Source organism: Microbacterium sp. GbtcB4, assembly GCF_019091465.1.
Lineage (GTDB): Bacteria > Actinomycetota > Actinomycetes > Actinomycetales > Microbacteriaceae > Microbacterium > Microbacterium paraoxydans.
Genome location: NZ_JAGXJJ010000009.1, coordinates 181,609 through 207,696, shown reverse-complemented (window position 1 = coordinate 207,696; position 26,088 = coordinate 181,609). Strand labels below are relative to the sequence as shown.

Sequence of the window (26,088 nt, the reverse complement as noted above, 5' to 3'; positions counted from 1 at the left end):
CGCGGCGGCGGTGCCCTACGAGCTGGGCCTGCTCTGCGGGGCCGGCGCGGGGTGAGGGCGGTGCGGTCCCGCCTCCCGCGGGCCCGCACCGGACCACCGCGCCCGCAGCGGGAACGACGAAGGCCCCGGATCCGTGGATCCGGGGCCTTCGCTCTCTGTGCGCGGAGGGGGACTTGAACCCCCACGCCCTATCGGGCACTAGCACCTCAAGCTAGCGCGTCTACCATTCCGCCACCCGCGCAGGTGTTGGATTTGATCGTTGCCGACCGAAGAATGAGATTAGCACGTTCTCGGAGGCGTCTCGAACCGAGCGTGACGCCCGGGCGTGGCACGCGGTTTCGATAGCCTGAGTCCATGACCGAATTCTCCCTGCCGGAGGTCGCCCGCGTCGCGAGCGACCTCATCCGCTTCGACACCTCCAACTTCGGCGGCGGCAACGCGAAGGGGGAGCGGGAGGCCGCCGAGTACGTCGGCGCGTATCTGGAGGAGCTGGGGCTCGAGGTCGAGTACTACGAGCCCATCCCGCGACGGACGAACGTCATGGCGCGGGTCCCCGGCCGTGATCGCACCAAGCCGGCCCTCGTCGTTCACGGCCATCTGGATGTCGTGCCCGCGGTCGCCGAGGACTGGACGGTGGACCCGTTCGCCGGCACCGTGCAGGAAGGCATGCTGTGGGGCCGGGGCGCCGTGGACATGAAGAACATGGACGCGATGATCCTCACCGCCGTGGCCGACATCCTGCGCGCGGGGGAGCAGCCGGAGCGCGACCTCGTCCTGGCGTTCTTCGCCGACGAGGAGAACGGCGGGGTCGAGGGCTCCGCGCTCGTCGTGAAGGACCGGCCGGAGTGGTTCGCCGGGGCGACGGCTGCGATCAGCGAGGTCGGCGGCTACTCGATCTCGGTCGACGACCGTCGGGCGTACCTGCTGCAAGTGGGGGAGAAGGCCCTGATCTGGATCCGCCTCGTCGCCACCGGCCGGGCAGGACACGGCAGCCGCCTGCACGAGGACAACGCCGTCACGAAGCTCGCCGAGGCCGTCGCCGCCATCGGCCGCACGCGCTGGCCGGTCCGGCTTACGCCGACGACGGAGGCGCTGCTCGAGGGTCTGAGCGCGTTGACCGGCCGGAGCGCCGACGACCCCGACGCCCTCGCCGCCGCGGCCGGCCCGGCTGAGGCCTTCCTGCGGTCGACGTTCCGCACGACGACCAACCCGACGGCCCTCACCGCCGGCTACAAGCACAACGTCATCCCGGAGCGCGCCGAGGCGCTGATCGACGTCCGGGTGATCCCCGGCACCGAGGACGACGTGCTCGCCGAGCTCCAGCGCATCGTGGGCGACGACATCCGGATCGAGACCGTGGTGCGCGACATCGGCATGGAGACGCCGTTCGAGGGAGAGCTCGTCGACGCGATGGTGGCAGCCCTGGGTCGGCACGACCCCGGAGTACCGGTCATCCCGTACCTTCTGGGAGCCGGAACGGACAACAAGGCGCTGGCCACTCTCGGCATCACCGGCTACGGCTTCGCCCCGCTGCGTCTCCCCGCCGATCTCGACTTCACCGGGATGTTCCACGGAGTCGACGAGCGCGTGCCCGTAGACTCACTTGTCTTCGGTCAGCGGGTGCTGGCCGATCTGCTGCGCACGTACTGAGCGGTCTCCACGCGCTCCGTGCCGTCCCGAAAGACGAAGGCCTCTCCATGCACCTGCTCGAAGCACTGATCCTGGGAATCGTCCAGGGCCTCACCGAGTTCCTGCCGATCTCCTCCAGCGCCCATCTGCGTGTCGTCGGGACGTTCCTGCCGTCCGGAGAGGATCCGGGCGCGGCGTTCACCGCCATCACACAGATCGGCACCGAGGCCGCGGTCGTCGTGTTCTTCTGGCGGGACATCGTCCGCATCATCTCCCAGTGGTTCCGATCCCTCGCCGGCAAGGTGCCACGGAACGATCCGGACGCGCGCATGGGCTGGCTCATCATCATCGGCAGCATCCCGATCGTGCTGCTCGGGCTCCTGTTCCAGGACCAGATCGAGACCGTCTTCCGGTCGCTCTGGATCGTGGCGATCATGCTCATCGTGTTCGGCATCCTCCTGGGCATCGCCGACCACGTCGGTGCCAAGCGGCGCACGCTCGACGACCTGACCTACCCGCACGGCATCGCCTTCGGTCTCGCGCAGGCGCTCGCCCTCATCCCCGGTGTCTCGCGATCCGGTGGCACGATCACCATGGGTCTCTTCCTCGGCTATGAGCGCGCCGCCGCCGCCCGCTACGCCTTCCTGCTGGCGATCCCGGCGGTGTTCGGCAGCGGCTTCTACCAGCTGTTCAAGAGCTGGGGCGAGCCGTCCTTCTTCTCGCTCGGCGACACGGTGGCCGCGACGGGCGTCGCCTTCGTCGTCGCACTCGGCGTGATCGCGTTCTTCATGAACTGGATCTCGAAGCGCAGCTTCCTGCCGTTCGTGATCTACCGGATCCTGCTCGGTGGCGTGCTGCTCGTGCTGCTCGCGATGGGTGTCATCCCTGCGTCCGCTTGATCAGCGCTTGCGGTCACCGCGGCCGTCGTCGCGGCGACGCAGATAGCGCTCGAAGGCCTGGGCGATCGCGTCCCCGGACGCGTCGGGGGAGTCCCACGTGTCCCGGGTGCGCTCCAGCTGCCGGATGTACTCCGCCATGTCCTCGTCCTCGGACGCGGCGGCATCGATCGACGCCTCCCATGCCGCGGCCTCGGTGCGCAGGTGCCGGCGGTCCACGTCCACCCCGGTCAGCTCCTCGAGACGGTCGAGGAGGGCCAGGGTGACCTTCGGCGACGGCGCTGCCGAGGCCACGTAGTGCGGGACGCTGGCCCAGAGGCTCACGGAGGGGATACCCGCGTTCTCAGCGAAGTGCTCCAGCACGGTGAGGATGCCGACGGGGCCCTCGTACACCGAACGCTCCAGGGCGTGGGCCTCCCGGACCTGTTCGTTCTGGCTCGACGCGAAGATCGAGATCGGGCGGGTGTGCGGGACGTCGGAGAGCATCGCGCCGAGGGTCACGAACCCGGTGATGTCGTCGCGCAGCGCGACATCGATGAACTCGGACGCGAACGCCTGCCAGGTGCGCGCGGGCTCGGCGCCGGTGAGGAGCCAGAACTCCGGGCCGGGGCCCGGGTCTCGCGGGCGCCACAGTCCGGCCTCCGGCCAGGTCATCTGACGACGTCCCTCTGCGTCGAGCCGCGTCGCCGGTCTCGTGTACTGGTAGTCGAAGTAGAGCTCCGGATCGACCGAATGCACGAGGTCGTAGCCGCCGGCCGCCTGCAGGGCGCCGACGGCTCCCGTCGCGGCCTCGCCGGCGTCATTCCAGCCGTCGAAGGCGGCGATGATGATACGTGAACCGAGAACGTCCATGCCGTGCTCCCTTCGCGGTCGAGGATTCGATCCCCCCAGGCTAGCCCGCGACGAGGGGATGTGGGCGGGCCCGGCTAGCATGGGTTCAGTGAGCAACAAGCCCCGCGCGGTCCTCTGGGACATGGATGGAACACTCGTCGACACCGAGCCGTACTGGATGGCGGCCGAGACTGCTCTGGTGGAGTCGTTCGGTGGCACCTGGTCCCATGAGGACGCCTTGCAGCTCGTGGGCAGCGGCCTCATCGACAGCGCGATCATCCTCCAGGGCGCGGGGGTCGACATGGCTCCCGAGGCGATCGTCTCGCACCTCACGAGTGCGGTGCAGGAGTCGCTGCGGACCCGGGGTGTGCCCTTCCGACCGGGCGCTCAGGAGCTTCTCCGCGACCTCCGCGCCGCCGGGATCCCGACCGGACTGGTGACGATGTCGCTGCGCCGGATGGCTCTCGACGTGGTCGGGCTGATCGAGTTCGAGGCGTTCGACATCGTCGTCGCCGGAGACGACGTCGACAACCCCAAGCCGCACCCGGAGCCCTACCTCCAGGCCGCGGCGCTCCTCGATGTGGACATCGCCGAGGTCGTGGTCATCGAGGATTCCCCGACCGGTCTCCGCGCGGGCCTCGCCTCCGGAGCGCTGACGCTCGGCGTGCCCCACATCGTCCCGCTCGACGGCCTCGGCGCCCACGAGCTGTGGCCGACCCTCGACGGCCGCGGTGCCGCCGACCTCGTGGAGCTCTTCGGCTCCCGCGCCGCGATCACGGAGGCCACCCGATGACGACCACGTCCGCCCCGCGCCCCAGCGGCCCCTTCCGTGAGGGCGACCGCGTGCAGCTCACCGGCCCGAAGGGTCGCCTGCACACTGTGACGCTCCGCGAAGACGGCGAGCTGCACACCCACCACGGCGTCCTCCGGCACCGAGACCTCATCGGGCTCCCCGATGGCTCGGTCGTGGCGAACAGCTCCGGGCACGAGTACCTGGCGCTGCGGCCGCTGCTGCGGGACTTCGCGATGTCGATGCCGCGCGGTGCCGCGATCGTCTACCCGAAGGACGCGGCGCAGATCGTCATGCAGGCCGACATCTTCCCCGGCGCCACCGTCGTCGAGGCCGGCGTCGGGTCCGGTGCTCTGTCGCTCTCGCTCCTCAGGGCTGTGGGCTCCACGGGGCGCCTGCTCTCCTTCGAGCGCCGCGAGGACTTCGCGGAGGTGGCGCAGGCGAACGTCGAGACGTTCTTCGGGGAGCGCCCCGAATCCTGGCGCGTCGTCGTCGGTGACCTCGTCGCCGCGCTGCCCGCGGAAGTCGAGCCCGGCACCGTCGACCGGGTGGTGCTCGACATGCTCGCGCCCTGGGAGTGCATCGAGGCGGTGGCGGAGGCGCTGACCCCCGGCGGTGTCGTGCTCTGCTACATCGCCACCGCCACGCAGCTCTCCCGCGTCGCCGAGTTCATCCGCGGCACCGGGCTCTTCACCGACCCCGAGGCGTCGGAGACCATGGTCCGCGGGTGGCACGTGGAGGGGCTGGCTGTCCGGCCGGACCACCGCATGGTCGCCCACACCGGGTTCCTCCTCACGGCCCGCAGGCTCGCCCCGGGCGCCGTGGCCCCGTCTGTGAAGCGTCGGGCCTCGAAGAGCAGCTACAGCGACGAGGATGTGGAGCTGTGGACCCCGGGCGCGGTGGGCGATCGCGAGATCACGGACAAGAACCTCCGCAAACGCGCCCGCGAAGCAGGGAAAGCCGCCGAGGGCGCGCGGTTGGCGGCTGCATCGCGCGAATCCGAGCACCCGACGGAATAGACTGGAGCGCGTGCGTAAAACGTCCGCCGTTCTGGCCTCCCTCAGCCTCGCCGCCCTCGCCCTGACGGGGTGCAGCGTGACCTCTTCGTCCGCCGATGCCACATGCGATCGCGACGGACACGCCAACGGCATCGACAGCGCCGTCACGGTCAGCGGTGAGGTCGGCTCCGAGCCCGAGGTGGAGATCTTCGCACCGGTGCGTCTCACGGAGACGTCCTACGCCGACGCGGTCGCGGGGGAGGGGCGTGCCCTCGTGGATGACGCCCAGCCGCTCATCGCGCAGATCTCGATCTACAACGGCGCGACGGGCGAGCAGATCTTCCAGACGACGTACGACGACGGGAACACCCGCCCGTCGACGATCGGCTCCTGGGCAACGCAGTCTCCTGGGCTCGCCGATGTCCTGGAGTGTGCGACGGGTGGCACGCGCATCGTCGCGGGTCTGACTCCGGAGGACTTCGGCGAGGCGAACCTCGGTGGCTTCGGCATGGGGGAGGACGACATCGCGGTGTTCGTGATCGATGTCGTCGACGCCTTCCTCCCGAAGGCCGAGGGCACGCTGCAGTTCAATGACGCGCAGGGCATGCCGACCGTGGTGCGCGCCGACGACGGCACCCCGGGCATCATCATCCCCGACAGCGCTGCCCCGGAGGAGCAGGTCGTCCAGACACTGATCCGCGGAGACGGCGAGAAGCTGACCGACGAGCAGACGCCACTCGTCCACTTCACCGCGGTGAACTGGGACGACAAGTCCGTCCTGCAGAGCACGTGGGGACAGTCCGCCACCGACAGCATCCGACAGATCGCCGCCCCGGTGGCCGACGCGTTGGTCGGGAAGCCGGTCGGCTCCCAGGTCCTCGTCGTCCTGCCGAAGACCGAGAGTTCCGCCGCGATGGCCGTCGTGGTCGACATCCTCGGCGTGTCCCCGGTCTCCGCACCCTGATGGCTGCCCGGATCCCTGCCGAAGAGCGCCTGACGAACCTCGTCGTGGCGCTGATGGCGACGGAGATCGGGCTCACCAAGCAGCAGATCCTCGACAACGTCTCCGGCTATCGCCAACGCGCCGATGCAGGGACGCGTTCGGATGCTCTGGAGAAGATGTTCGAGCGGGACAAGGACGAGCTGCGCGCGCTCGGCGTCCCGATCGAGACGATCGGTGACGCCGCCGACCCGAACGACCTGCGGGAGGCCCGATACCGCATTCCGCAAGCGGAATACGACCTGCCAGGAGACATCGAGTTCTCTCCGGCGGAGCTTGCCGTGCTCCGCCTCGCCGGTAGCGTCTGGAGCACGGAGTCCGTCTCGGGAGACGCGCAGTCCGGCGTCCGGAAGATCCGCGCCCTGGGCATCGACGGCGATGAGCCGATCATCGGCTTCGCGCCGCGGATCACCGCACGCGACGCTGCTTTCGCGCCTTTGCAGGACGCGATCGAACGCCGCAGGGTGGTCTCCTTCGACTATCTGAAGCCGGGGGAGGACGCTCCCCGGCGTCGACGCATCCGTCCGCTCGCGTTGGTGGACTATGAAGCACGCTGGCATGTCTACGGCGTAGACGTCGACATCGAAGAGGACCGGACGTTCCTGCTCAGCCGCATCGTCGGTGACGTCGTCGTGAGTGCGACCACGTTCGACGCGGCGTTGCGGGAGGGCGCGGGGGATCGGGCGCTGAGCGGCCTCGAACGTGTCGCCGCCGAGAACTCAGCGCTGCTGGAGGTGACCCCCGGTACCGAAGCCGCACTGCGCCTGGGCCGGCGTGCGACACCCGCCGCCCAAGGCATCCGTGTGCCCTTCGTCGATCTGCACATCCTGGCGGACGAGCTGGCGTCCTATGGACCCGAGGTCCGCGTCGTGGAGCCCGCACCGCTCAGGGACGCAGTGATCAGCCGTCTGCGCGCGGTGGTCCAGGCCCACATCGATACGGAGGTGTCGGCATGAGTGCCGCGCCCAAGCCTCTCCTCGCCGCGGAGCGCGTGCGTCTCTACCTGACGCTCGTCCCGTATCTGCTCGAGCACGGGCAGGTCTCGCTCGCCGAGGCCGCCGAGGAGTTCGGGGTGACCCCGCGGGAGATGCGGGCGATGGTCGAGAAGCTGACCGTCATCGGCCTTCCCGGCGAGGCGGGCTACTGGCAGCAGCCGCAGGAGATGTTCGACATCAACTGGGATCTCCTCGACCTCGAGGACGTCATCGAGATCACGAACGACGTGGCCCTGCGTCGAGTGCCGCGTTTCACGGCGCGTGAGGCTGCGGCCCTGCTCGCGGGCCTGCAGATGGTCGCCGCCGTGCCTGCCGTGTCCGACTCCGGCCTCGTGGCCGGGCTCATCTCCAAGCTCTCGCGGGGAGCCGCTGACGCCCCGGCCGACGTCGTCGTCGCCCCGACCGCGGTGGACGAGGTGCGCGAGGTCGTCTCCCGCGGCCTGCAGAAGGGCGTGGCGGTCTCGTTCACCTACCAGGCTCCCGACGCCGCCCCGACGACCCGGACCGTGGATCCCGTGCAGATCCTCATCACCAACGGACAGTGGTACCTGCAGGGCTGGTGCCACATGCGCGAGGCGATGCGCACGTTCCATCTCGATCGTGTCAGCGCACCGACCCTGACCGACATCCCCAGCACGCACGGCGGCGACCGGGTGCCGGAGGCGTTCGCCGGGCTGGAGGAGGAGCGCGAGGTCACCGTCCGCGTCCCGGAGCGCCTCGCTCCGCTGCTCAGCGGTTTCGTGCCCACGGAGACGCTCCGCGCGGGCGACGGGATGGTGACCACGCAGCTGCACCTCGCGGACCCCCGCGGCATCAAACGGCTCGCGGCCCGTTTCGGCGGTGCGATGGAGGTCACGGATCCGGGGATCGCGCGGACCGCCACCCGGGAGTGGGCTGCCGCCGGACTCGCGCTCTACCACCGGCCTGCGGCCGAGGATTGATCTGTAGACTGGGGCGGAAAGCCCCCCTACGACGGGATTGTCGATATGTTCGCTGGAATGCAAGGCTGGCACCTGCTCATCGTGCTGGCCGTTATCCTCCTCCTCTTCGGCGCTGCCAAGCTGCCGGCCCTCGCGAAGAGCATGGGCCAGTCGGCCCGCGTCTTCAAGGGTGAGATGAAGGCCATGAAGGAAGAAGACGCGGTTCGTGCCGAGTCGGCTCCCGCAGAGCCGACGACGGTGAAGGACTCGGGCACCGACCCTGAGACTCCGCCTCGCGCCTGACCGGCCGTGGCAGCCATCGAACCGACCGTGATGCCGACGGCGGATCGGGATCGGCGGATGTCGCTCGGCGCACATCTCGTCGAACTGCGCAAGCGCCTCATGTACGCGGCGATCGCTCTGGTCGTCGGCATGGTCGTGGCGTTCATCATCGCGGACCCGGTCATCCATTTCATCACCGGTCCGATCCGCATCATCTCGGAACAGCGAGGTGATGACTTCAGCGCGTTGAACTTCGCGACAGTGACGTCCGCGTTCGACATGCGTATGCGCATCGCCTTCACGATCGGCCTGTTCCTCTCCGCACCCGTCTGGCTGTGGCAGATCTGGGCCTTCATCATGCCCGGCCTCACCCGCAAGGAGATCCGTTACACCGTCGGCTTCGTCGTCGCCGCGGTGCCGCTGTTCTTCGCGGGGTGCTATCTCGGGGTGCAGATCATGCCGCACGTCATCGAGCTCATGTGGAGCTTCACCCCGGAGGGCGGCACCAACTTCTACTCCGCGCAGGAGTACTACGACTTCGTGTTCAAGCTGATGATCGTCATCGGCATCTCGTTCGTCCTTCCCGTCTTCCTTGTGGCTCTCAACCTCGCCGGCGTGATGTCGGGACGGGCGATCCTCAAAGGGTGGCGCGTGGCGATCCTCATCGCGACGATCTTCGCTGCGCTGGCGACCCCGGCCGCAGACGTGGTCAGCATGCTCATGCTGGCCGGCATCCTCATCGTCCTCTTCTTCGCAGCGGCAGGACTCTCCCTCCTCTTCGACCGACGCAAGCGCAAGCGGGACACCGCCGCCGGACTCGTCCCGGACGCGCCATGAGTTCGCCGTCCGAGCGATATGCGCAGGCGCAGGAGAGTGCGGCGCATCCGGAGACGGCGGCGTTCGCGGCGCGCCAGCGCTTCCAGCTCGACCCGTTCCAGCTCGCCGGATGCCACGCGCTGGAGAACGGACGCAGCGTTCTCGTAGCGGCCCCCACGGGCGCCGGGAAGACCATCGTGGGGGAATTCGCCATCCACCTGGCGATGCAGACCGCGACGGACAAAGCCTTCTACACCACGCCGATGAAGGCGCTCTCCAACCAGAAGTTCCGCGAACTCGTCGATGTCTACGGTGTGGACGAGGTCGGTCTGCTGACGGGCGACACCAACATCAACGGCAACGCCCGCATCGTGGTCATGACCACCGAGGTCCTGCGGAACATGATCTACGCCGACTCCGCGGCGCTGCGCGACCTGCGCTACGTCGTGATGGACGAGGTGCACTATCTGGCCGACCGCTTCCGGGGTGCCGTGTGGGAAGAGGTCATCATCCACCTCCCGCCCCGCGTGCGCCTGGTCTCGCTGAGCGCGACGGTGTCGAACGCCGAGGAGTTCGGTGACTGGCTGGACACGGTTCGCGGTGACACCGAGGTCATCGTCTCCGAGATCCGTCCGGTGCCGTTGGAGCAGCACGTGCTCGTGCGAGACGACCTGCTGCCGCTCTTCGACGACCGTGCCGGCATCGCCACGGCCCAGGTGAACCAGGAGCTCATGCGCATCCGGTCGTTCACCGGCTCCACCTACGAGAGCAACCGCCAGGCGCAGTCCTACCGCAGCAACCGGCACGCCGGGCGGCAGGCCCCCCGACCGCCGCGGGGCGGGCGCCGCCCCGTGCGCGCCGCGAACGCGCGTCGGATCGAGCGCATGGACCGCCCGGACGTGGTCGAGCTGCTGGAACGCTCGAACCTGCTCCCCGCCATCTTCTTCATCTTCAGCCGCGTGGGCTGCGACGCCGCGGTGCAGCAGGTACGGCGCTCAGGTCTCCGCCTGACCTCGGCGGAGGAGCGGGCCGAGATCCGCGCCATCGTCGAGGAGCGCACCCGCACTCTGCAGGACGAAGACCTCGGGGTGCTGGGCTACTGGGAGTGGCTGGACAACCTCGAACGGGGCGTGGCCGCCCATCATGCCGGCCTCCTTCCCGCCTTCAAAGAGGTCGTCGAGGACCTCTTCCAGCGCAAGCTGCTCAAGGTCGTCTTCGCGACCGAGACGCTGGCCCTCGGCATCAACATGCCGGCGCGGACCGTGGTGCTCGAGAAGATGGAGAAGTTCAACGGAGAGGCGCGCGTCGCGATCACTTCCGGTGAGTACACCCAGCTCACCGGTCGCGCCGGACGCCGCGGCATCGACGTCGAGGGGCACGCGGTCGTGCAGTGGAGCGAGGGCATGGACCCACAGGCCGTCGCCGCCCTCGCGTCGCGACGCACCTACCCGCTCAACTCCAGCTTCCGGCCGACGTACAACATGGCCGTCAACCTGATCGATCTGTTCGGGCAGACCAGGGCGCGGCAGATCCTGGAGTCGTCGTTCGCCCAGTTCCAGGCGGACCGCGCGGTGGTCGGTCTCGCCCGACAGGTGCGGGAGGCCGAGGAGTCGCTGGCCGGCTACCAGTCGGCGATGGCGTGCGAGCACGGCGACTTCCCGGAGTACGCCGCCATCCGCCGCGAGCTGAGCGACCTCGAGAAGAAGAACCGGCAGGACACCCAGGCCCCGCGCGCTGCTCGGGACAAGCGGATGAAGCGGATCCAGACGCTCCGCACGCGGATGCAGCGCCACCCCTGCCACCGCTGTCCTGACCGCGAGAAGCACGCCCGGTGGGCCGAGCGCTACTGGAAGCTCAAGCGCCAGACCGATCGCACGCGCCGTCAGATCGAGACCAGGACCGGCACGGTGGCCCGCGTCTTCGACCGTGTCGTCGAGGTGCTGGAGACACTGGACTACGTCCGTCGTGACGAGGACGGGATGCACCTGACCGATGCCGGGCGCACGATGCGGCGGATCTACGGTGAGCGTGATCTGCTCGTGGCAGAGTCGCTGCGTCAGGGCCTCTGGAAGGGGCTGGATGCGCCGTCGCTGGCCGCGATGGCATGCTGCCTGGTGTACGAGCCGCGCCGCGACGAAGCGAACGCGGGGGAGCGGGGCCTCCCGAGGGGCGCCTTCCGAGCGGCATACGAGAAGACGACCGCGCTCTGGGCGGAGCTCGACGACCTGGAGCAGGACCATCAGCTCCCGGGAAGCGAGCCGCTGGCCGCCGGGCTCGCGGGTGCGATGCACGCCTGGGCGCGCGGCGGGATGCTCGACCGCGTCCTCATCGACGCCGACATGGCGGCCGGCGATTTCGTGCGGTGGGCGAAGCAGACCATCGACCTCCTGGATCAGCTGTCCATCGTCGCGGAAGACGCCGTGCTCGCACGCACCGCCCGGGCTGCCCTCGACGGTGTGCGCCGTGGCATCGTCGCCTACTCCTCGATGTGAGATCCGCCCGCATGACCGAAGCCTCCGTCCGTCGACGCGCCCTCCTGCCCCTGTGGGCCGCCGTTCCCCTGGCCGCCCTGGCAGCGCTGCTCATGGACCTCGCGTTCCCCGAGGCGGCGATCTGGATCCTGGCCTTCCCTGCCACGGCCCTGCTGCTGCTCGCGCTGATCGGGCGGCGGGCCGGAGGAGCACTGCTCGTGGGGCTCGTCTACGGCATCGTGTTCTTCGCTCTGCTCGTGTCCTGGACCTCTCGATACCTCGGGCCGCTGCCGTGGGCCGCCCTGAGCGTCGTCGAGGGCGTCCTCACGGCCGTCGGGCTCATCCCCGTGACCCTCGCGTACCGGTGGCTGCCCCGGGCCTGGCCGGGCATGGCGGGACGCCTGCTGACCCTCCCGGCCGTCGTCGCGGCGCTCTGGGTGGGGCGGGAGCTGTTCCTCGGCTGGTGGCCGTACGGCGGCTTCCCCTGGGCTCGTCTCGGGATGAGTCAGGCCGAGAGTCCGCTCGCCGCGCTCTCCTCCTGGATCGGCGTGAGCGGGCTGAGCTTCCTCATGGTGTTCCTCGTCGCGATGGTGATCGAGATCATCCGGGTGGGGTTCTGGCGACGACCGATCACCCTGCTCGCGCCGGCCGCTCTCGTCCTGATCCTCTTCTTCATGCCGCTCTTCCCGACCACGCCGTCGGGGTCGATGCGCATCGCCGCGGTGCAGGGGAACGGGCCGACCGGCTACTTCGACGAGCGCGAGCCCTTCGCCGTGATCCAGGCGCAGACCGAGGCGACCGAGCCGCTGTACGGCGAGGACGTCGACCTGCTCGTGTGGCCGGAGGGCGGGCTCGACACGGATCCCTTCGCGAACTCCGCCATCGCGCGACGGATGACCCTGGTGTCGAACCGCATCGATGCGCCACTGCTCGCCAACGCCGCCACCGGCCGCGGGAACCTCTACTACAACACCTCGATGCTCTGGCTGCCGGACGGCACAGCGCCGCAGAAGCACGACAAGCGTCATCCCGTGCCCTTCGGCGAGTACGTGCCGGATCGCGCGTTCTTCAACGCTCTCGCGCCGGATCTCATCGGACTGATCCAGCGCGAGTACACCCCAGGGACGAACCCGCCGATCGTCGAGGTGGATGATGTCCGTGTCGGCCTGGCCATCTGCTTCGACGTCATCTACGACGACGTCATCACCGAGGGCCTCTACGGCGGCGCCGAGGTGCTGGTCTTCCAGACGAACAACGCCGACTTCCGCGGCACGGATGAGAACCTCCAGCAACTCGCGTTCGCACGGATGCGCGCGATCGAGACGGGCCGCAGCGTCGTGAACATCTCCACGGTCGGCACGAGCCAGGTCATCCTCCCGAATGGGCGGACGGTCACGAGCCTGGACGCGGATGAGGCCGGAGCGATGCTCGAGGATGTCGAACTCCGCTCCGGCCTCACGGCGGGAATCGTCCTGGGCCCCTGGCTGCAGCAGGTGCTGCTCTGGGGCGGTCTGGGCGCGCTCGGTCTCGGGTGGTGGCGCGCCCGTCGGCGTTAGGCGCCGATCTTCTCGCGGGTGGGGTCCTCACCGGCACCGCGCCGGGCTCGGATGTAGGCGAGACGCTCCTCGAGAAGCTCCTCCAGCTCCGCACGGGTGCGACGCTCCATGAGCATGTCCCAGTGGGTGCGGGCGGCCTTCTCGTCGGTGGCCTCGAGGGTGACGGCCTCGCCGTCGACCTTCAGGCGGGCTTCCGCGCCGCAGGAACGGCACTCCCAGGTCTGAGGTGGTTCGGCATCGGCCGCGAACATGAGCGTGGTGTCGTGTCCGCAGGTGTCACAGGTATAGGTGGTCTCACGGCGCTCCATGAAAACGACGCCCTCTTCGCTCTGTAGGCTCTGGGCGCCGAGTCGGATGCCGCGCAGGCTGCGATCTGCCATTGTGTGGTCCTCTCGTCGCTGTCAGGTATAACGTTCGAGCCTGTGCGCTTCATCCACGTCGGGACGTTCTGCGCGGTATTCACAGGGGAATCCCAGCGCCGGAGGATATTGGGCGCTCAGGGCTTCCGGAACGTGGCGACGGCGAGGTCGGCACGGTCGGTCACGACGCCGTCCACGCCCGCGTCGATGAGGCGCCGCATGTCGTCCGCGTCGTTCACGGTCCAGACATGGACCTCGGTGCCGGCCCGGTGGGCGGCGCGGAGGAGCGCAGGCGTCAGCACTCGGATCGCCCCGTGGCGCTCGGGGATCTGCAGGGCGTCGATCTCCCGGAGCACTCTGCCGGGGGAGAGACGCACGGCGGAGAGCGAACGCAGGGCCGCGATCGTCCGACTCCCGCCGGAGGTGGCGGGCCGGAGCGCGGTGCCGGTCTGCCGTACGGCCTCCAGCGTCGCCCGCCGGTTGGCATCCGAGAAGCTGGTGACGAGGACACGATGCGTGTGCGCGGCGAGGATGGGGCCCAGCGGCGCTGCGGCGGCCGGTGTCTTCACATCGATGTTGAACCGGGTCTCCGGGAATGCGGAGAGCGCCTCGGCCACCGTGAGCAGACCGCCGTGGTCAGCGAACAGCGCGCTCAGCTCCCGCGTCCTGACCTCGTGCACGGCGCGCGGATCGTCCACGAGACGGCGCAGGTCGTGATCGTGGAAGAGCACGACGTCACCGTCAGCGGTGACCTGGCAGTCCGTCTCGATGTACTCCGCCCCAGCGGCATGCGCCGCGGCGAAGGCGGCCGCGGTGTTCTCCCAGACGCCGGATTCCCGCCCCTCGGCGGTCACCAGACCCCGATGGGCCAGGATGCGGGGCTGCTCGGCCTTGACGAAGTACGGGTGCGTCACGCGCCGGAAGGGGGAGTGGTCGACCCGGGTCCGACCTTCGGGGTGAAGGCGGTGCCGATGCCCTTGAGTGCCTCGGTCAGCTCGCTCGGGATGATCCAGAGCTTGCTGGACGGGCTCTCACTGATCTTCGGGAGCATCTGCAGGTACTGGTACGCGAGGAGCTTGTCGTCCGGCGCTCCCTGGTGGATCGCGGAGAACACGCTCTGGATCGCCTCCGCCTCGCCCTGGGCGCGGAGGACGGCGGCCTGCTTGTCGCCCTCGGCGCGGAGGATCTCCGCCTGACGGAGGCCTTCCGCCTCGAGGATCGCAGACTGCTTCGTGCCCTCGGCGGTCAGGATCGCGGCACGGCGATCCCGCTCGGCGCGCATCTGCTTCTCCATCGAGTCCTGGATGGAGACGGGCGGGTCGATCGCCTTGAGCTCGACGCGGCCCACGCGGATGCCCCACTTGCCGGTCGCCTCGTCGAGGACCACGCGGAGCTGCCCGTTGATGTTGTCGCGGCTCGTCAGCGCCTCTTCGAGGTTCAGACCACCGACGACGTTTCGGAGAGTCGTGGTGGTGAGCTGTTCCACGGCGCCGAGGTAGTTCGCGATCTCGTAGGTGGCCGCGCGCGCATCGGTGACCTGGAAGTAGACGACCGTGTCGATGGAGACGACGAGGTTGTCCTCGGTGATCACGGGCTGCGGCGGGAACGACACCACCTGCTCGCGCATGTCGATCAGCGGCCGCAGGCGGTCGATGAACGGCACGAGGATGTTGAGGCCGGGGGAGAGGGTCTTGTGATAGCGGCCGAGCCTTTCCACCACGCCGGCGGTCGCCTGCGGGATGATGCGGATCGCCCGCGCGATCGTGACGATCACGAAGATGATGACCGCGATCACCAGGATCCAGATGATCACGGTCGGGATGATCGATGCGTCGTCCACGCGTACTCCTAGTCGTTGAGGGGTCGGACGATGGCGGTCGCGCCGTTGATCGCACTGACGGCGACAGGCGCCCCCGCGGGGATGGCCATCGGGGTGGTCGTCCTGGCGGTCCAGGTATCGCCGTTCGCGAGCTTCGCCTGACCGGAGATCTGCGTGATCTCGCTGAGCGCGATGCCCCGGAGGTCGACGAGCGCCTCCACGTTCGAGCGCGTGGGGTCGGCACCGCGGTGCAGGCGCCGCAGGAGCGGCGGCCGCAGGAAGAGGATGAAGAGGGCGGATGCCAAGGCGGCGATGAGGATCTGGATCCAGACCGGGAGGCCGACGAAGTCGGTGACGAGACCGATCACGCTCCCGAAGCTCAGCATGAGGAAGGTGAAGTCGAGGGAGAGCATCTCGATGACGAGGAAGACGGCGATGAGGACCAGCCATCCGATCCATGCCCAGTGGTCGATGAACGTGACGAACGTCGAGAAGTTGTCCATGCGGCCTCCTTTGCCGTCAACGTACCACGCGCGAGGACGCTCGACGGGCCGCCACCGCGCCCCTTGGTAATCTGTGAGAGCCGTGCGCCCACGGCGTTCCACGCACCATGAGGAGTCACCCGTGACCGACGTTCTTCCCGCAGGATCCCTCGACGGCAAGGTGGCCCTCGTCACCGGCTCATCGCGGGGGATCGGCGCCGACACCGTGCGATACCTCGCCGAGGCCGGCGCCGACGTCGTCATCAACTACCGGAACAAGGCCCCGCGCGCGGAGAAGCTCGCGGCGCAGCTGCGGGAGCTCGGTCGCCGGGCGCTCGTCGTCGGCGCGGACCTCACCGACCCTGCGTCCGTAGCCGAGATGTTCGACGCCGTCCGCGCCGAGTACGGACGCCTCGACGTCCTCGTCCTGAACGCCTCGGGCGGCATGGAGTCGGGGATGGCCGAGGACTACGCCCTGAAGCTAAATCGCGACGCGCAGCTCAACGTCCTCAACGCCGCGACGCCGCTGCTGTCCGACGGCGCACGCGTCGTGTTCGTCACCAGCCACCAGGCGCACTTCATCCGCACGACGCCGACGATGCCGGAATATGAGCCCGTCGCGCTGTCGAAGCGGGCCGGTGAGGACGCGCTGCGCGAGCTCATCCCCGGTCTCGCGGAGAAGGGGATCGGCTTCACGGTCGTCTCCGGCGACATGATCGAGGGGACGATCACGGCGACGCTGCTCGAGCGCGCGAACCCGGGTGCCATCGCCGAGCGCCGCGAGTCTGCCGGCCGCCTCTACAACGTGTCCGAGTTCGCCGCCGAGGTCGCCAAGGCCGTGATCGACCCCGTCCCCGCGGACAACACCCGCCTCGTCGGCGACGTGAGCGCCTTCGCCGCGGAATAGTCGTCAGACGCGAGACGCCCCGGACCCGCTGCTGCAGGTCCGGGGCGTCACGCGTCCGTGGTCAGATGCCGGCAGCGCCCGAGGTGAACGCCTTCTCGTCCTTGCCGAGGGTGATCGCGCGGATGATCTGCACGATGCCGAGCACGACGAGCGCGATGCCCAGGAGCAGCCACAGCGCGAATCCGGCGATGGCCGGCGAGAAGAGCACGATGATTCCGGCGATGATGCTGAGGATCGCGTAGATCACCGTCCACACCCGCGAGCCGTCGCTGCCGAGCAACGAGAGCGCGACGACGCCGTCGACGATCCAGCTCACGCCGATGAAGATCACGACGACCAGGGCGAGGGTGGCGGCGGCGACGTTCAGGTTGAAGAACGCGATGACGCCCGCGACGATGTAAAGCAGGCCGAGGACGATGTGCCCGACGCGGGACCAGCCGCCCTTGGCGCGGGAGAAGATCCCGAGGCCGATGTACACGACTCCCGCGACGATCAGGTAGGACGCGAAGATCGCCGTCACGATGACGGCCGACTTCACCGGCCAGACCAGCAGTGCGATGCCCGCGAGCAGCGCGAGAACGCCGGAGACCGCGAGAGCGACCCGGATGGATTTGAAGAACGACTTCGTTTCAGCGAGTGCTTCAGACATGGCGGGGAACCCCTTCTGAGAGAATCCTGTGAGGATGCCCCCAGGGTAGCGCCGGATCTCCGACAGTGGGGGAGGAGGGCCTCCGCGCGTCGCGGATGGTCATTCCCCGTCTTCCGGCGTCATGGCAGGATCATGACGTGACACCGGTGGATGAGGTTCGCCTGCGGGAGCTGGTCGTGATGCGGAAGGTCCGCGACCGGATCGATCGCGAGTACGCGAAGCCCTTGGACGTCGAGGCTCTGGCGCGGGGCGTGCACCTGTCGGCCGGCCATCTCAGCCGGCGGTTTCGCGAGACGTACGGCGAATCCCCGTACTCCTATCTGATGACCCGCCGCATCGAGCGTGCCATGGCGCTGCTGCGTCGCGGCGACCTCAGCGTCACCGAGGTGTGCTTCGCGGTGGGCTGCTCCTCGCTGGGAACGTTCAGCACCCGGTTCTCGGAGCTGGTCGGTGTCCCACCCAGCGTGTACCGTGAACGCGCCGCGAACGTCGAGGGCATCCCGTCGTTCCACGCCAAGCAGCTCACCCGACCGATCAGGAATCGAGAAGCGCCGCGCCCCGAGGCGCACCTAACGTGAGCATCATGAAGATCAGCATCCACTACGCCTTCCTCCCGCACACCGACGCCGACGCAGCCCTCGGCTTCTATCGCGACGCCCTCGGCTTCGAGGTGCGCAACGATGTCGGATACGACGGCCTGCGCTGGCTCACGGTCGGCCCTGTCGGCCAGCCCGAGACCTCGATCGTCCTCCACCCGCCGGCCACCGATCCCGGCATCACCGACGCGGAGCGGCAGACCATCCTGGAGCTCATCGCGAAGGGCAGCTACGGCGCTCTCACCCTCGCGAGCGACGACCTGGACGCCCTGTTCGAGCGGCTGGTCGCCGTCGGCGCCGATGTCGTCCAGGAGCCGATGGACCAGCCCTACGGCGTCCGCGACTGCGCCTTCCGCGATCCCGCCGGCAACCTGCTCCGTATCAACCAGGCCGCTTGACGGCCCCACCACCACGAAGGACGCCGCATGACCGCTGCTGAGCACCCCGCGGACACCCACGACCTCATCCGTGTGCAGGGCGCGCGCGAGAACAACCTCAAGGACGTGAGCGTCGACATCCCGAAGCGACGCCTCACGGTGTTCACCGGTGTCTCGGGGTCGGGGAAGAGCTCCCTCGTCTTCGACACGATCGCTGCCGAATCGCGCCGGATGATCGACGAGACGTACAGCGCGTTCGTGCAGGGCTTCATGCCATCGGTGCCGCGTCCCGACGTCGACGTGCTGGAAGGGCTCACCACGGCGATCATCGTGGACCAGGAGCGTCTCGGCGCGAACCCGCGGTCGACCGTCGGCACCGTGACGGATGCCAATGCCATGCTCCGCATCCTGTTCAGCAAGCTGGGCCAGCCCTACATCGGCGGCCCGACGGCGTTCTCGTTCAACATCCCGACGCAGAAGGCCAGCGGTGTCATGACCGGGCCGGGTGGCGAGAAGAAGATCGTGAAGGACGCGATCTACCTCGGCGGCATGTGCCCGCGATGTGAGGGCAGGGGAGTGGTGTCGGACCTCGACCTGTCCCAGATCGTCGATGAGTCGAAGTCCCTCGACGAGGGCGCGATCATGGTGCCCGGGTACACCGCCGACGGCTGGATGGTGAAGGGCTTCTCGCAGTCCGGGTTCTATCCGGGGGACAAGCCCATCTCGTCGTTCACCGACAAGCAGCGTCACCTCTTCCTCTACGGAGAGGTCACGAAGGTCAAGATCTCCGGCATCAACATGACCTACGAGGGCCTGATCCCGAAGATCACGAAGTCCATGCTCTCGAAAGACCTCGAAGCGCTCCAGCCGCACATCCGTGCCTTCGTCGAGCGCGTGGCCACCTTCGCGGTATGCCCGGAGTGCGACGGTACGCGTCTCACCGAGGGCGCGCGATCCTCGAAGATCGACGGCGTGAGCATCGCCGACGCCTGCCGCATGCAGGTCACGGATCTCGCCACGTGGGTCCGCGGCCTGGATCTCCCCGGAGCCGGGCCGCTGCTCCAGGCGCTGAGTGCCAACCTCGACGCCTTCGTGACCCTCGGCCTGGGGTACCTGAGCCTGGACCGGCCCTCGGGCACGCTGTCCGGGGGAGAGGCGCAGCGGATCAAGATGCTGCGGCACCTGGGGTCCTCGCTGACCGACGTTACGTATGTCTTCGACGAGCCGACGATCGGGCTGCACCCGCACGACATCCAGCGGATGAACGGCCTGCTGCTCCGCCTTCGCGACAAGGGGAACACGGTGCTCGTCGTCGAGCACAAGCCGGAGACCATCGCGATCGGCGATCACGTCGTGGACCTGGGGCCGGGTGCGGGAAGCGCCGGGGGAGAGATCTGCTATCAGGGGAGCGTCGAGGGCCTCACAGCCAGTGGAACACTGACGGGGCAGCACCTCGACGACCGTGCACAGCTCAAGGACGCCGTGCGTGACCGCACCGGCGCGATCGAGGTGCGCGGCGCATCCACCAACAACCTCCAGAACGTGGACGTCGACATCCCGACCGGCGTCCTGACCGTCGTCACCGGCGTCGCCGGCTCCGGTAAGAGCTCGCTCATCCACGGTTCGGTGACCGGACGCGAGGGCGTGGTGGCGATCGACCAGTCCGCCATCAAGGGCTCGCGTCGCAGCAACCCAGCGACGTACACGGGGCTGCTCGAACCCATCCGCAAAGCCTTCGCGAAGGCGAACGGCGTGAAGCCCGCGCTGTTCAGCGCGAACTCCGAGGGCGCATGTCCTACGTGCAAGGGCGCCGGTGTCATCATCACCGAGCTCGGGTTCATGGACACGATCGAGACCCCCTGTGAGGACTGCGGCGGTAAGCGCTTCCAGGCGGCGGTGCTGGAGTACAAGCTCGGCGGGAAGGACATCACCGAGGTGCTCGACCTTCCGGTGTCTGAAGCCCGTGTGTTCTTCAGTGAGGGTGAGGCGAAGCTCCCGGCTGCGGCCGCCATCCTCGGACGCCTGGAAGACGTGGGGCTCGGGTACCTGTCGCTCGGACAGCCGTTGTCGACACTGTCGGGCGGTGAGCGCCAGCGCATCAAGCTCGCGATTCAGATGGGTGAGAAGGGCGACGTCTACGTGCTGGACGAGCCGACGACAGGCCTGCATCTCGCCGACGTCGACACGATCCTCGGTCTGTTGGATCGACTTGTCGACGCGGGCAAGACGGTGGTCGTGATCGAGCATCATCAGGCCGTCATGGCACACGCCGACTGGATCATCGACGTCGGACCGGGAGCCGGCCACGACGGCGGTCGCATCGTGTTCGAGGGAACGCCTGCCGAGCTCGTCGCAGACGGGTCGACGTTGACGGGCGAACATCTCGCGGCGTACGTCAACGCATGATCGAGGGCCGCGGTGACGGCTTTCCCACCTTTTCTCGTCCCGCCAGATCCCGCATACGGATTATCCGATAATGCACATTATGTCAGGTTGAAGAAAGAACGCCACCCCGACCACCACCCCGTCATCCCTCGATCGCCCACCCCATGATCGCCTGCTGCACGCTCTTCAGGTGACGTTTGAACTCGTAGCCCACGAACGCGGGATGGTTGGCGGCAGCGACCGAAACCTCACGCCCGCGGACGAACGGCGGACACGGCGCGAAACGGACACCGTCAGGGGCGCTGTCGAGGAGATCCGCCGTGATCCGATAGGGCGCCATGGCCGCGGTGTGCTCCCCCGGCCCATCCGTGATGATCACGTCGGCCTCCTGCACGGCATCGCTGAGATCCTCCTTCCACGGCAGCGCGGGTGTGCGGACCTCCTCCGGGCAGGCCTGCACGACATCGATTCCGAAAGCCCGATGGGCTTCCTCCCAGGCTCGAGCGATGTTGCCGTCTAGTCCCACCACGGGGACTCGGAGTGAGCGGACATCCGTCTCGCGCGAGAGCGCGAAGAGATCGGATAGCACCTCGCACGGGTGGTTCGCGTTGGTCATCGCGTTGACCACCGGGAGAATCCCAGGGGCAGCGAGCTCACGAAGCACGTGGAGATCGGCATGCCGGACGACGAGGAGTTCGACCCACGCCGACAGGTATCCGACGATGTCGACCGCGTCCTCGACGGTGTCGAGCGCCTCCGGAGGGAAGACGATCGGCTGCAAACCCATCTCCGCAGCGCCGCGTTCGAACGAGACACGCGTCCGCAGGCTCGAGGAAGGGAAGAACAGCGCGGCCGCGCCGTCCCTCCTCGCCAGGGTTCCCGCTTCGATCCGCGCGGCGCGCGCGAAGATCTCCCTCATATCGTCCCCGGTGAGTTCGGTCAATGAGAGAAGGTGGCGCACTCCCCTATTGTCGCGGACGGCTCCAGCCTCATGACGTCGTGAAGATAACCTGTGCTCGCGCCACGATGTCGTCCACTCGCGATTGGAGGAACGGGCCGGGACACTCCGTTCCCGACCACGTCTCCTGGTGGGTGATGACGTGCTCTCGGTCGATCCGGAAGCGCACCGGGACGCCGTCCAGGGTCCGGCCGTCGAAGCCTGCGAGCCACGCGATCATCTGCGCGATCTCCTCGACCTGCGCGGTGGTAACCGTGTACTCCGGGGCTCCGGTGAAATCCAGCGTCTCCACCGCCACGGACCGCCAGTTCCAGTCCGCGCCGGTGGACGACGGCTTCGCTCCCGGGCGGATGGTCTCGATGACCGAGCCGTCGTGTCGCACATAGAAGGTGGGAGCCGATGATCTCCGGTTGCAGCGGGAGAACAAATCCAACTGGTCGGAAGTCGTGCCGGTGTGGTGGATGATGAAGCGGTCGATGACAGGGCTCACGGTTCGGTGATCGCTCCCCGCGATGCTGCGGTCAGCGCGCACCGTCGGATGGGCACAGTCCTCGAAACCGAGCGGTACCTCGAGACCCGTGACCGCGCGGTCGTAGACCGGCTCGTACTCTGGCAGCCCTCGGGGGTTGTCCGGGCTGCGTCCGGTGTCGTCTGCCTCTCCCCCGGAGTTCGCGGAGAGCCAGATGCCGACGCCGGTCACCACGACGCCGGTTCCGGCAGCGATGAGGAATCCCCGCCGCGTGTGCGTCGGGACGTGCTCATCGGCGTCCCATGCTCCCGGGTCCTCCGGATGCTGACCCTCCCCGCGTGTGCTCACGCGGCCTGGTCGTCGTCTCGGGGTGCTCGGGACTCTCGCGGCCGGCGTCGCCCTGGCCAGACGAAATGCGCGACCGAGAAGGCGAGGACCGTCCACGAGACGATGAACGCCCACCACGGGAGCGCCGCTCCCCCGCTTCCGCCCGCCAGCACGACCGACACGATGCAGGCGCCGAGTCCGACGACGACCCCGAGGACGGTGATCTCGCCATGGGCGAGCCACCGCGCGCGCAGCGCCGAGACGAGGCGAAGGGGCAGGCCGACCACCAGGGCGGTGATCATCGACACGACGGACAGCACGACGGCCATGATGCTCGCCCCGATGAAGGACGTCACCCCGTCGTACTCGTCCGCAGCACCGAGTGCGAGGAAGAAAGCCACGATGAACAGGAAAAAGCCACCGATGAAGAACTGGCCGAGGATGAGCGAGGCGGTCGATTCATCCGCTCCTCGAAAGCCCCCGCGTTTCCGCAGGTCTGCAGGGACACGGCGAGGGGAGGTCATATCGTGATCCTACGAGGTGCACGCCTTCGCTGGGAGCGCACTCGCGCTACTCTCATCCTCAGGGACAGGCACATTTGGGCCGCGGCTCGATCGATGGGGCCTGATCCTCCGCCTGCAGTCTGGGGAGAGGTGGGGCGAGCGGATGGGCGCTAGCGATGAGAAGGGCGAAGGGCTGCTGACGCCCATCGTGGTGGGCGTGGCGCTGGCGATGTTCAGCGCAGCGGTGGCGGTGGCCTCGACATTCCTGATCGCCGATCCTCGAATCGGTGTTCTGGCGGCAGTGACGCTGTCTTTCGGATGCGTCGGAGTGGCGGCAGGCCTCCTGCTCACGAGGCGAAGGACCTGGGGCGACCCCTCGTGGCCTCCAGGCACGGAGCCGAAGCCCTGGACGGCCCGCCGCACCCGTCGGATCTTCTTGCTCTACGGGGTCTTCCTTCTCCTCATCTCCGTGGGCGGGGTCGTCACACTGGCGGGGACGGATCAGAACGAGGCCGACGACCCGCTGCCCGGATGGGTGCTGTCCGCCGTGCTCGGTGTGGTGGGCCTGACGTCGATCATCAAAGGAGTGCGGCGGCAGCCTCAACCGGTGCACGCGTCCGATCGCCCGGAGAGCGAGCCGAACGTCGACGTGCAGGAGTGGATGCCTTTGGGACCCTCTCGTTCGCGGACTCTCTTCCCCTGGTGGGCTCTTCACGTCTTCTCCGGACAGCCGCTTCTCCTTGCGATGATGATCGGGGCGTTCCTCATCCCGGTGGCTGCGGGACCGCTCGGCGCATGGACGTGGCCGCTCGCGGCTGCGCTGCTGGCGGCCGTGGCGATCACCATCAGCGCCGTCGTGCGGCGACGTTCGCGACCGCCGCGTATCTCACGCGACGCAACCCGTCTGCTCGTCGGCACGAAGGAGATCCCGACCGCGACCCTCACGACGGCCATGGTCATCGCGCACCCCTGGGAGCCGGACGCCACAGCCCGGAGTATCGCGGTCGTCCTCACGGCATCGGATCGCTCGCGAGCAGTGGTGGGCTTGCGAGAACGAGGGCTCCTCGTGTTGACCGATGAACAGACGGAACTCCTCGTCGCGGCGATCGAGCGAGCCCACATCGATCTCCCCCGCGACAAAGACGATCCGCGCGGAAGGTTCTCACGGATGCTGTACCCCAACCATCTGACGAAATCGGATGCCCTTCACCTCGTGCAGGAGCCCCCGGGTGACGGCGAGCCGCTGCCGGTGGGGTCCTCAGTCACGTGATCCAGAGCGCCGGCTCGGAGCCCGCTCTCACTTCTCGAAGAGAGACCTGACGGTCAGGATGTTTCGACCGTGGACGGAGGACGGGCGTTCCCGTCCGGATTCGACGAAACCGAGCTTCTCGAGCACCCGCCGGGACGGGAGGTTCCACTCCCAGACGCCGGCCCAGACGCGGTCGATTCCCACGCCGGCTGCCCATGCCAGGACGCTCTGGGCAGCTTCGGTGGCGTATCCCCGGTTGTGCTCGGCACGGAGCAGCTCGAAAGCGAGCTCCGGTTCCTCGCCCACCCCCTCGCCGCCGTAGACGAGACCGCAGTACCCGATCGGTTCCCCGGTGTCGATCCGTTCCACGGTGAGAAGCGACGAGGCCTCAGCGCCCTGGATATGCGCTCGGATGTCGTCCGTGTCGGGGCGGCCGGCCGCGTCGAGCCGACGGTGAGCGGGCACTCGGTCGTCACGTTCGCTCCACAGGTGCCGGAACACGGTCGCGTCCTCGATCGCCTGCCTGCGCAGGCGGAGGCGCGACGTCTCCATCTCCGGGATTCGGGGCAGGTGACTCATCCTCGCAGTCTGGCACTCATCCGCCCCGCGCTGTGATCTGCAGCGCCTAATGGGAGGACCAGACGCCGAGCTCGTTGCCGCTCGGGTCGGCGAAGTGAAGGCGCCGGCCACCGGGGAACGCATACGGCTCCTGCAGGATCCGGCCGCCTGCGTCCTGGATCGCCGCCTTCGTCGCATCGAGGTCATCGGAGTAGAGCAGCACGAGCGGACCGCCGACGGGTCGCGGTGCGTCCGCGAGCAGGAGGCCGCCGACCTCGCTCCCGTCTCCGCGGGGCGAGAGGATGCCTGCATAGCCAGGGCCGTAGTCCTGGAAGCTCCACCCGAAGGCGGTGGTGAAGAAGCGTTTCGCCACGTCGAGATCCGTGACGACGAGCTCGACATAGTCGAGGGCGTGGTGCTGCGAGGAGGCTGTCATGCGGGCACTCTAGCCACGGCGTCGGACATCGCCACGCAGCCGCCCAGGGTCGCCCAGTCCTGCAAATCGCTGAGCCTATGGTTCGCTGGAGGTCATGACGAGTCTGCAAGTCGTGCTGGTTCATGGGCTGTACCACCAGGCGGCACACATGCGACCGCTGGTGGAGGCGCTCGAACGCCGAGGCGCGGCGGTGCGAGTGTCGAACCTGCACCGCGGATCACTCGTCGACGACACGGACGCAGTCCAGAAAGCGGTCGACGCCTGCGAGGGTAAGCCGGTCGTGGTCGGCCACAGCTATGGCGGCGCAGTGGCGACAGGCGTGAAGGGGGCAGGCGCGTATGTCTTCATGGCGGCGTTCGTTCCGGACGTCGGCGAGAGCTGTGCGTCGCTCGGCGGCCCGGATGCTCCGGTGAATGCCTTCGTGCGACCCTTCGGCGAGGGCTTCACGCATATTCCCGACCACGTGGCTGCGGACCTCTTCTATGCCGACTGCACTCCCGCCGCCTCTCGGGAAGCGAGGCGGCTGCTCGTTCCGCAGGCCGCCGGTCACGGACGGGGTGAAGTCACGGTTGCCGGCTGGCGGGACACCCGAAGCCTTTACCTGATGTGCGCTCACGACCGGGCCATGAGCCCGCGGCTACAGCAGAGCATGGCCGACCGGTGCAGCGACTCGCGAACGCTGTCTGCGAGCCATTCACCGTACATCTCCATGCCGCAGACCGTGGCCGAGGAGATCGTCCGGTTCGCCGCGTCCGCGTGAGGGCGGCGGTGCGGCGCATCGCTCGCTCCCACCGGTGTGCGTGCCTGCGCTCGACGCAGGAGTAGCGTGG

The 26,088-nt window shown here is 68.4% G+C and carries 28 protein-coding genes and 1 tRNA gene; 17 read left to right on the top strand and 12 right to left on the bottom strand.

Translation table 11 applies throughout. The features are described 5' to 3' along the window. Nucleotides 1-158: 158 nt before the first annotated feature. Nucleotides 159-241, bottom strand: a tRNA-Leu gene (locus KVS71_RS15260). Nucleotides 242-354: 113 nt separating this feature from the next. Between KVS71_RS15260 and KVS71_RS15255 the strand changes: the two genes are divergently transcribed. Then, complete coding sequence (locus KVS71_RS15255) at nt 355-1,650, top strand: M20/M25/M40 family metallo-hydrolase (RefSeq protein WP_217584938.1); 1,296 nt, start codon at nt 355-357, stop codon at nt 1,648-1,650. A gap of 47 nt (nt 1,651-1,697) precedes the next feature. Next, nucleotides 1,698-2,528, top strand: coding sequence for an undecaprenyl-diphosphate phosphatase (locus KVS71_RS15250; protein ID WP_060922602.1), 831 nt, complete (start codon nt 1,698-1,700; stop codon nt 2,526-2,528). On the opposite strand, the gene KVS71_RS15245 is transcribed toward KVS71_RS15250, so the two are convergent. Next, nucleotides 2,529-3,377 carry a PAC2 family protein gene (locus KVS71_RS15245; protein ID WP_060922601.1) on the bottom strand — a complete coding sequence of 283 codons (849 nt, stop codon included), beginning with the start codon at nt 3,375-3,377 and terminating at the stop codon, nt 2,529-2,531. Between the two features lie 88 nt (nt 3,378-3,465). Here KVS71_RS15245 and KVS71_RS15240 point away from each other — a divergent pair, with 88 nt between their 5' ends. The 9 genes from KVS71_RS15240 to lnt are packed head-to-tail and all read left to right on the top strand — an operon-like array spanning nt 3,466 to nt 13,184. Continuing rightward, a complete protein-coding gene (locus KVS71_RS15240; protein ID WP_324970194.1) occupies nt 3,466-4,149 on the top strand; it encodes an HAD family phosphatase in 684 nt (227 codons plus the stop codon). After that, on the top strand, nt 4,146-5,165 hold the full coding sequence (locus KVS71_RS15235; RefSeq protein WP_217584937.1) for a tRNA (adenine-N1)-methyltransferase: 1,020 nt from the start codon (nt 4,146-4,148) through the stop codon (nt 5,163-5,165). The genes KVS71_RS15240 and KVS71_RS15235 overlap by 4 nt, the downstream gene beginning before the upstream one ends. A gap of 10 nt (nt 5,166-5,175) precedes the next feature. Then, entirely contained in the window at nt 5,176-6,108 is a 933-nt protein-coding gene (locus KVS71_RS15230) for a hypothetical protein (RefSeq protein WP_217584936.1), read from the top strand. Further along, nucleotides 6,108-7,100 (top strand): WYL domain-containing protein, encoded by a 993-nt coding sequence (locus KVS71_RS15225; RefSeq protein ID WP_217584935.1) that lies wholly within the window; start codon nt 6,108-6,110, stop codon nt 7,098-7,100. The genes KVS71_RS15230 and KVS71_RS15225 overlap by 1 nt, the downstream gene beginning before the upstream one ends. Next, nucleotides 7,097-8,080, top strand: coding sequence for a YafY family protein (locus KVS71_RS15220; RefSeq protein WP_217584934.1), 984 nt, complete (start codon nt 7,097-7,099; stop codon nt 8,078-8,080). Before KVS71_RS15225 ends, KVS71_RS15220 begins: the two co-directional genes overlap by 4 nt. Nucleotides 8,081-8,125: 45 nt before the next feature. Further along, nucleotides 8,126-8,362, top strand: coding sequence for a twin-arginine translocase TatA/TatE family subunit (gene tatA, locus KVS71_RS15215; RefSeq protein ID WP_025103438.1), 237 nt, complete (start codon nt 8,126-8,128; stop codon nt 8,360-8,362). A 57-nt stretch (nt 8,363-8,419) separates the two neighbouring features. Beyond that, nucleotides 8,420-9,178, top strand: a complete 759-nt coding sequence (gene tatC / locus KVS71_RS15210; protein ID WP_060922611.1) for a twin-arginine translocase subunit TatC — start codon at nt 8,420-8,422, stop codon at nt 9,176-9,178. After that, nucleotides 9,175-11,649 carry a DEAD/DEAH box helicase gene (locus tag KVS71_RS15205; RefSeq protein ID WP_217584933.1) on the top strand — a complete coding sequence of 825 codons (2,475 nt, stop codon included), beginning with the start codon at nt 9,175-9,177 and terminating at the stop codon, nt 11,647-11,649. Before tatC ends, KVS71_RS15205 begins: the two co-directional genes overlap by 4 nt. 11 nt (nt 11,650-11,660) lie before the next feature. After that, entirely contained in the window at nt 11,661-13,184 is a 1,524-nt protein-coding gene (gene lnt / locus KVS71_RS15200; protein ID WP_217584932.1) for an apolipoprotein N-acyltransferase, read from the top strand. On the opposite strand, the gene KVS71_RS15195 is transcribed toward lnt, so the two are convergent. The 4 genes from KVS71_RS15195 to KVS71_RS15180 all read right to left on the bottom strand — a co-directional run bounded on the left by KVS71_RS15195 (nt 13,181) and on the right by KVS71_RS15180 (nt 15,865). After that, nucleotides 13,181-13,564, bottom strand: coding sequence for an RNA polymerase-binding protein RbpA (locus KVS71_RS15195; protein ID WP_060921636.1), 384 nt, complete (start codon nt 13,562-13,564; stop codon nt 13,181-13,183). The two genes, lnt and KVS71_RS15195, sit on opposite strands and share 4 nt — an antisense overlap. Before the next feature lie 116 nt (nt 13,565-13,680). Next, nucleotides 13,681-14,457, bottom strand: coding sequence for a glycerophosphodiester phosphodiesterase family protein (locus KVS71_RS15190; RefSeq protein WP_144881083.1), 777 nt, complete (start codon nt 14,455-14,457; stop codon nt 13,681-13,683). Further along, nucleotides 14,454-15,383 carry an SPFH domain-containing protein gene (locus KVS71_RS15185; RefSeq protein ID WP_060921638.1) on the bottom strand — a complete coding sequence of 310 codons (930 nt, stop codon included), beginning with the start codon at nt 15,381-15,383 and terminating at the stop codon, nt 14,454-14,456. Before KVS71_RS15185 ends, KVS71_RS15190 begins: the two co-directional genes overlap by 4 nt. Before the next feature lie 8 nt (nt 15,384-15,391). Beyond that, entirely contained in the window at nt 15,392-15,865 is a 474-nt protein-coding gene (locus KVS71_RS15180; RefSeq protein WP_025103445.1) for an NfeD family protein, read from the bottom strand. Nucleotides 15,866-15,986: 121 nt separating this feature from the next. On the opposite strand from KVS71_RS15180, the gene KVS71_RS15175 reads away from it, so the two are divergent. Further along, nucleotides 15,987-16,751, top strand: coding sequence for an SDR family oxidoreductase (locus tag KVS71_RS15175; protein ID WP_105949826.1), 765 nt, complete (start codon nt 15,987-15,989; stop codon nt 16,749-16,751). A 61-nt stretch (nt 16,752-16,812) separates the two neighbouring features. On the opposite strand, the gene KVS71_RS15170 is transcribed toward KVS71_RS15175, so the two are convergent. Further along, complete coding sequence (locus KVS71_RS15170; protein ID WP_060921640.1) at nt 16,813-17,400, bottom strand: HdeD family acid-resistance protein; 588 nt, start codon at nt 17,398-17,400, stop codon at nt 16,813-16,815. Between the two features lie 179 nt (nt 17,401-17,579). Here KVS71_RS15170 and KVS71_RS15165 point away from each other — a divergent pair, with 179 nt between their 5' ends. Genes KVS71_RS15165 through KVS71_RS15155 form a run of 3 tightly spaced genes read left to right on the top strand, consistent with a single transcriptional unit; the run spans nt 17,580 to nt 20,779 of the window. Then, entirely contained in the window at nt 17,580-17,978 is a 399-nt protein-coding gene (locus KVS71_RS15165; RefSeq protein ID WP_254635826.1) for a helix-turn-helix transcriptional regulator, read from the top strand. Between the two features lie 5 nt (nt 17,979-17,983). Continuing rightward, complete coding sequence (locus KVS71_RS15160; RefSeq protein WP_060921665.1) at nt 17,984-18,394, top strand: VOC family protein; 411 nt, start codon at nt 17,984-17,986, stop codon at nt 18,392-18,394. Between the two features lie 27 nt (nt 18,395-18,421). Then, on the top strand, nt 18,422-20,779 hold the full coding sequence (locus KVS71_RS15155; RefSeq protein ID WP_060921642.1) for an excinuclease ABC subunit UvrA: 2,358 nt from the start codon (nt 18,422-18,424) through the stop codon (nt 20,777-20,779). A gap of 121 nt (nt 20,780-20,900) precedes the next feature. Here KVS71_RS15155 and KVS71_RS15150 read toward each other — a convergent pair whose 3' ends face one another. From KVS71_RS15150 to KVS71_RS15140, 3 genes are read right to left on the bottom strand one after another with little or no spacing between them, the layout of a single operon-like run. Then, the gene (locus tag KVS71_RS15150) at nt 20,901-21,719 is read right to left on the bottom strand and encodes an ornithine carbamoyltransferase (RefSeq protein WP_368874953.1); all 819 of its coding nucleotides are present in this window, start codon (nt 21,717-21,719) and stop codon (nt 20,901-20,903) included. 28 nt (nt 21,720-21,747) lie between these two features. Next, nucleotides 21,748-22,533: a peptidoglycan recognition family protein gene (locus KVS71_RS20040; protein WP_217584930.1), complete on the bottom strand. Its 786-nt coding sequence runs from the start codon at nt 22,531-22,533 to the stop codon at nt 21,748-21,750. Beyond that, complete coding sequence (locus KVS71_RS15140; RefSeq protein WP_217584929.1) at nt 22,530-22,913, bottom strand: hypothetical protein; 384 nt, start codon at nt 22,911-22,913, stop codon at nt 22,530-22,532. Before KVS71_RS15140 ends, KVS71_RS20040 begins: the two co-directional genes overlap by 4 nt. A gap of 265 nt (nt 22,914-23,178) precedes the next feature. Between KVS71_RS15140 and KVS71_RS15135 the strand changes: the two genes are divergently transcribed. Next, nucleotides 23,179-24,285 carry a hypothetical protein gene (locus tag KVS71_RS15135; RefSeq protein ID WP_217584928.1) on the top strand — a complete coding sequence of 369 codons (1,107 nt, stop codon included), beginning with the start codon at nt 23,179-23,181 and terminating at the stop codon, nt 24,283-24,285. Between the two features lie 27 nt (nt 24,286-24,312). Here the strand turns inward: KVS71_RS15135 and KVS71_RS15130 are convergent, their stop codons facing one another. Both KVS71_RS15130 and KVS71_RS15125 read right to left on the bottom strand, forming a co-directional pair. Next, nucleotides 24,313-24,843 carry a GNAT family N-acetyltransferase gene (locus KVS71_RS15130; RefSeq protein WP_254635800.1) on the bottom strand — a complete coding sequence of 177 codons (531 nt, stop codon included), beginning with the start codon at nt 24,841-24,843 and terminating at the stop codon, nt 24,313-24,315. A gap of 46 nt (nt 24,844-24,889) precedes the next feature. Further along, nucleotides 24,890-25,258 carry a VOC family protein gene (locus tag KVS71_RS15125; protein ID WP_217584927.1) on the bottom strand — a complete coding sequence of 123 codons (369 nt, stop codon included), beginning with the start codon at nt 25,256-25,258 and terminating at the stop codon, nt 24,890-24,892. Nucleotides 25,259-25,352: 94 nt separating this feature from the next. On the opposite strand from KVS71_RS15125, the gene KVS71_RS15120 reads away from it, so the two are divergent. Further along, nucleotides 25,353-26,018: an alpha/beta hydrolase gene (locus tag KVS71_RS15120; RefSeq protein ID WP_217584926.1), complete on the top strand. Its 666-nt coding sequence runs from the start codon at nt 25,353-25,355 to the stop codon at nt 26,016-26,018. The last annotated feature ends 70 nt before the right edge of the window (nt 26,019-26,088 follow it).

Bases quoted from the DNA above. Each gene is read 5' to 3' on its own strand.
- KVS71_RS15255 (WP_217584938.1), top strand. From the start codon at position 355: ATGACCGAATTCTCCCTGCCGGAGGTCGCCCGCGTCGCGAGCGACCTC.
- KVS71_RS15250 (WP_060922602.1), top strand. From the start codon at position 1,698: ATGCACCTGCTCGAAGCACTGATCCTGGGAATCGTCCAGGGCCTCACC.
- KVS71_RS15245 (WP_060922601.1), bottom strand. From the start codon at position 3,377: ATGGACGTTCTCGGTTCACGTATCATCATCGCCGCCTTCGACGGCTGG.
- KVS71_RS15235 (WP_217584937.1), top strand. From the start codon at position 4,146: ATGACGACCACGTCCGCCCCGCGCCCCAGCGGCCCCTTCCGTGAGGGC.
- KVS71_RS15225 (WP_217584935.1), top strand. From the start codon at position 6,108: ATGGCTGCCCGGATCCCTGCCGAAGAGCGCCTGACGAACCTCGTCGTG.
- KVS71_RS15220 (WP_217584934.1), top strand. From the start codon at position 7,097: ATGAGTGCCGCGCCCAAGCCTCTCCTCGCCGCGGAGCGCGTGCGTCTC.
- tatA (WP_025103438.1), top strand. From the start codon at position 8,126: ATGTTCGCTGGAATGCAAGGCTGGCACCTGCTCATCGTGCTGGCCGTT.
- tatC (WP_060922611.1), top strand. From the start codon at position 8,420: ATGTCGCTCGGCGCACATCTCGTCGAACTGCGCAAGCGCCTCATGTAC.
- KVS71_RS15205 (WP_217584933.1), top strand. From the start codon at position 9,175: ATGAGTTCGCCGTCCGAGCGATATGCGCAGGCGCAGGAGAGTGCGGCG.
- lnt (WP_217584932.1), top strand. From the start codon at position 11,661: ATGACCGAAGCCTCCGTCCGTCGACGCGCCCTCCTGCCCCTGTGGGCC.
- KVS71_RS15195 (WP_060921636.1), bottom strand. From the start codon at position 13,564: ATGGCAGATCGCAGCCTGCGCGGCATCCGACTCGGCGCCCAGAGCCTA.
- KVS71_RS15180 (WP_025103445.1), bottom strand. From the start codon at position 15,865: ATGGACAACTTCTCGACGTTCGTCACGTTCATCGACCACTGGGCATGG.
- KVS71_RS15170 (WP_060921640.1), bottom strand. From the start codon at position 17,400: ATGTCTGAAGCACTCGCTGAAACGAAGTCGTTCTTCAAATCCATCCGG.
- KVS71_RS15165 (WP_254635826.1), top strand. From the start codon at position 17,580: ATGCGGAAGGTCCGCGACCGGATCGATCGCGAGTACGCGAAGCCCTTG.
- KVS71_RS15160 (WP_060921665.1), top strand. From the start codon at position 17,984: ATGAAGATCAGCATCCACTACGCCTTCCTCCCGCACACCGACGCCGAC.
- KVS71_RS15155 (WP_060921642.1), top strand. From the start codon at position 18,422: ATGACCGCTGCTGAGCACCCCGCGGACACCCACGACCTCATCCGTGTG.
- KVS71_RS15135 (WP_217584928.1), top strand. From the start codon at position 23,179: ATGGGCGCTAGCGATGAGAAGGGCGAAGGGCTGCTGACGCCCATCGTG.
- KVS71_RS15130 (WP_254635800.1), bottom strand. From the start codon at position 24,843: ATGAGTCACCTGCCCCGAATCCCGGAGATGGAGACGTCGCGCCTCCGC.
- KVS71_RS15125 (WP_217584927.1), bottom strand. From the start codon at position 25,258: ATGACAGCCTCCTCGCAGCACCACGCCCTCGACTATGTCGAGCTCGTC.
- KVS71_RS15120 (WP_217584926.1), top strand. From the start codon at position 25,353: ATGACGAGTCTGCAAGTCGTGCTGGTTCATGGGCTGTACCACCAGGCG.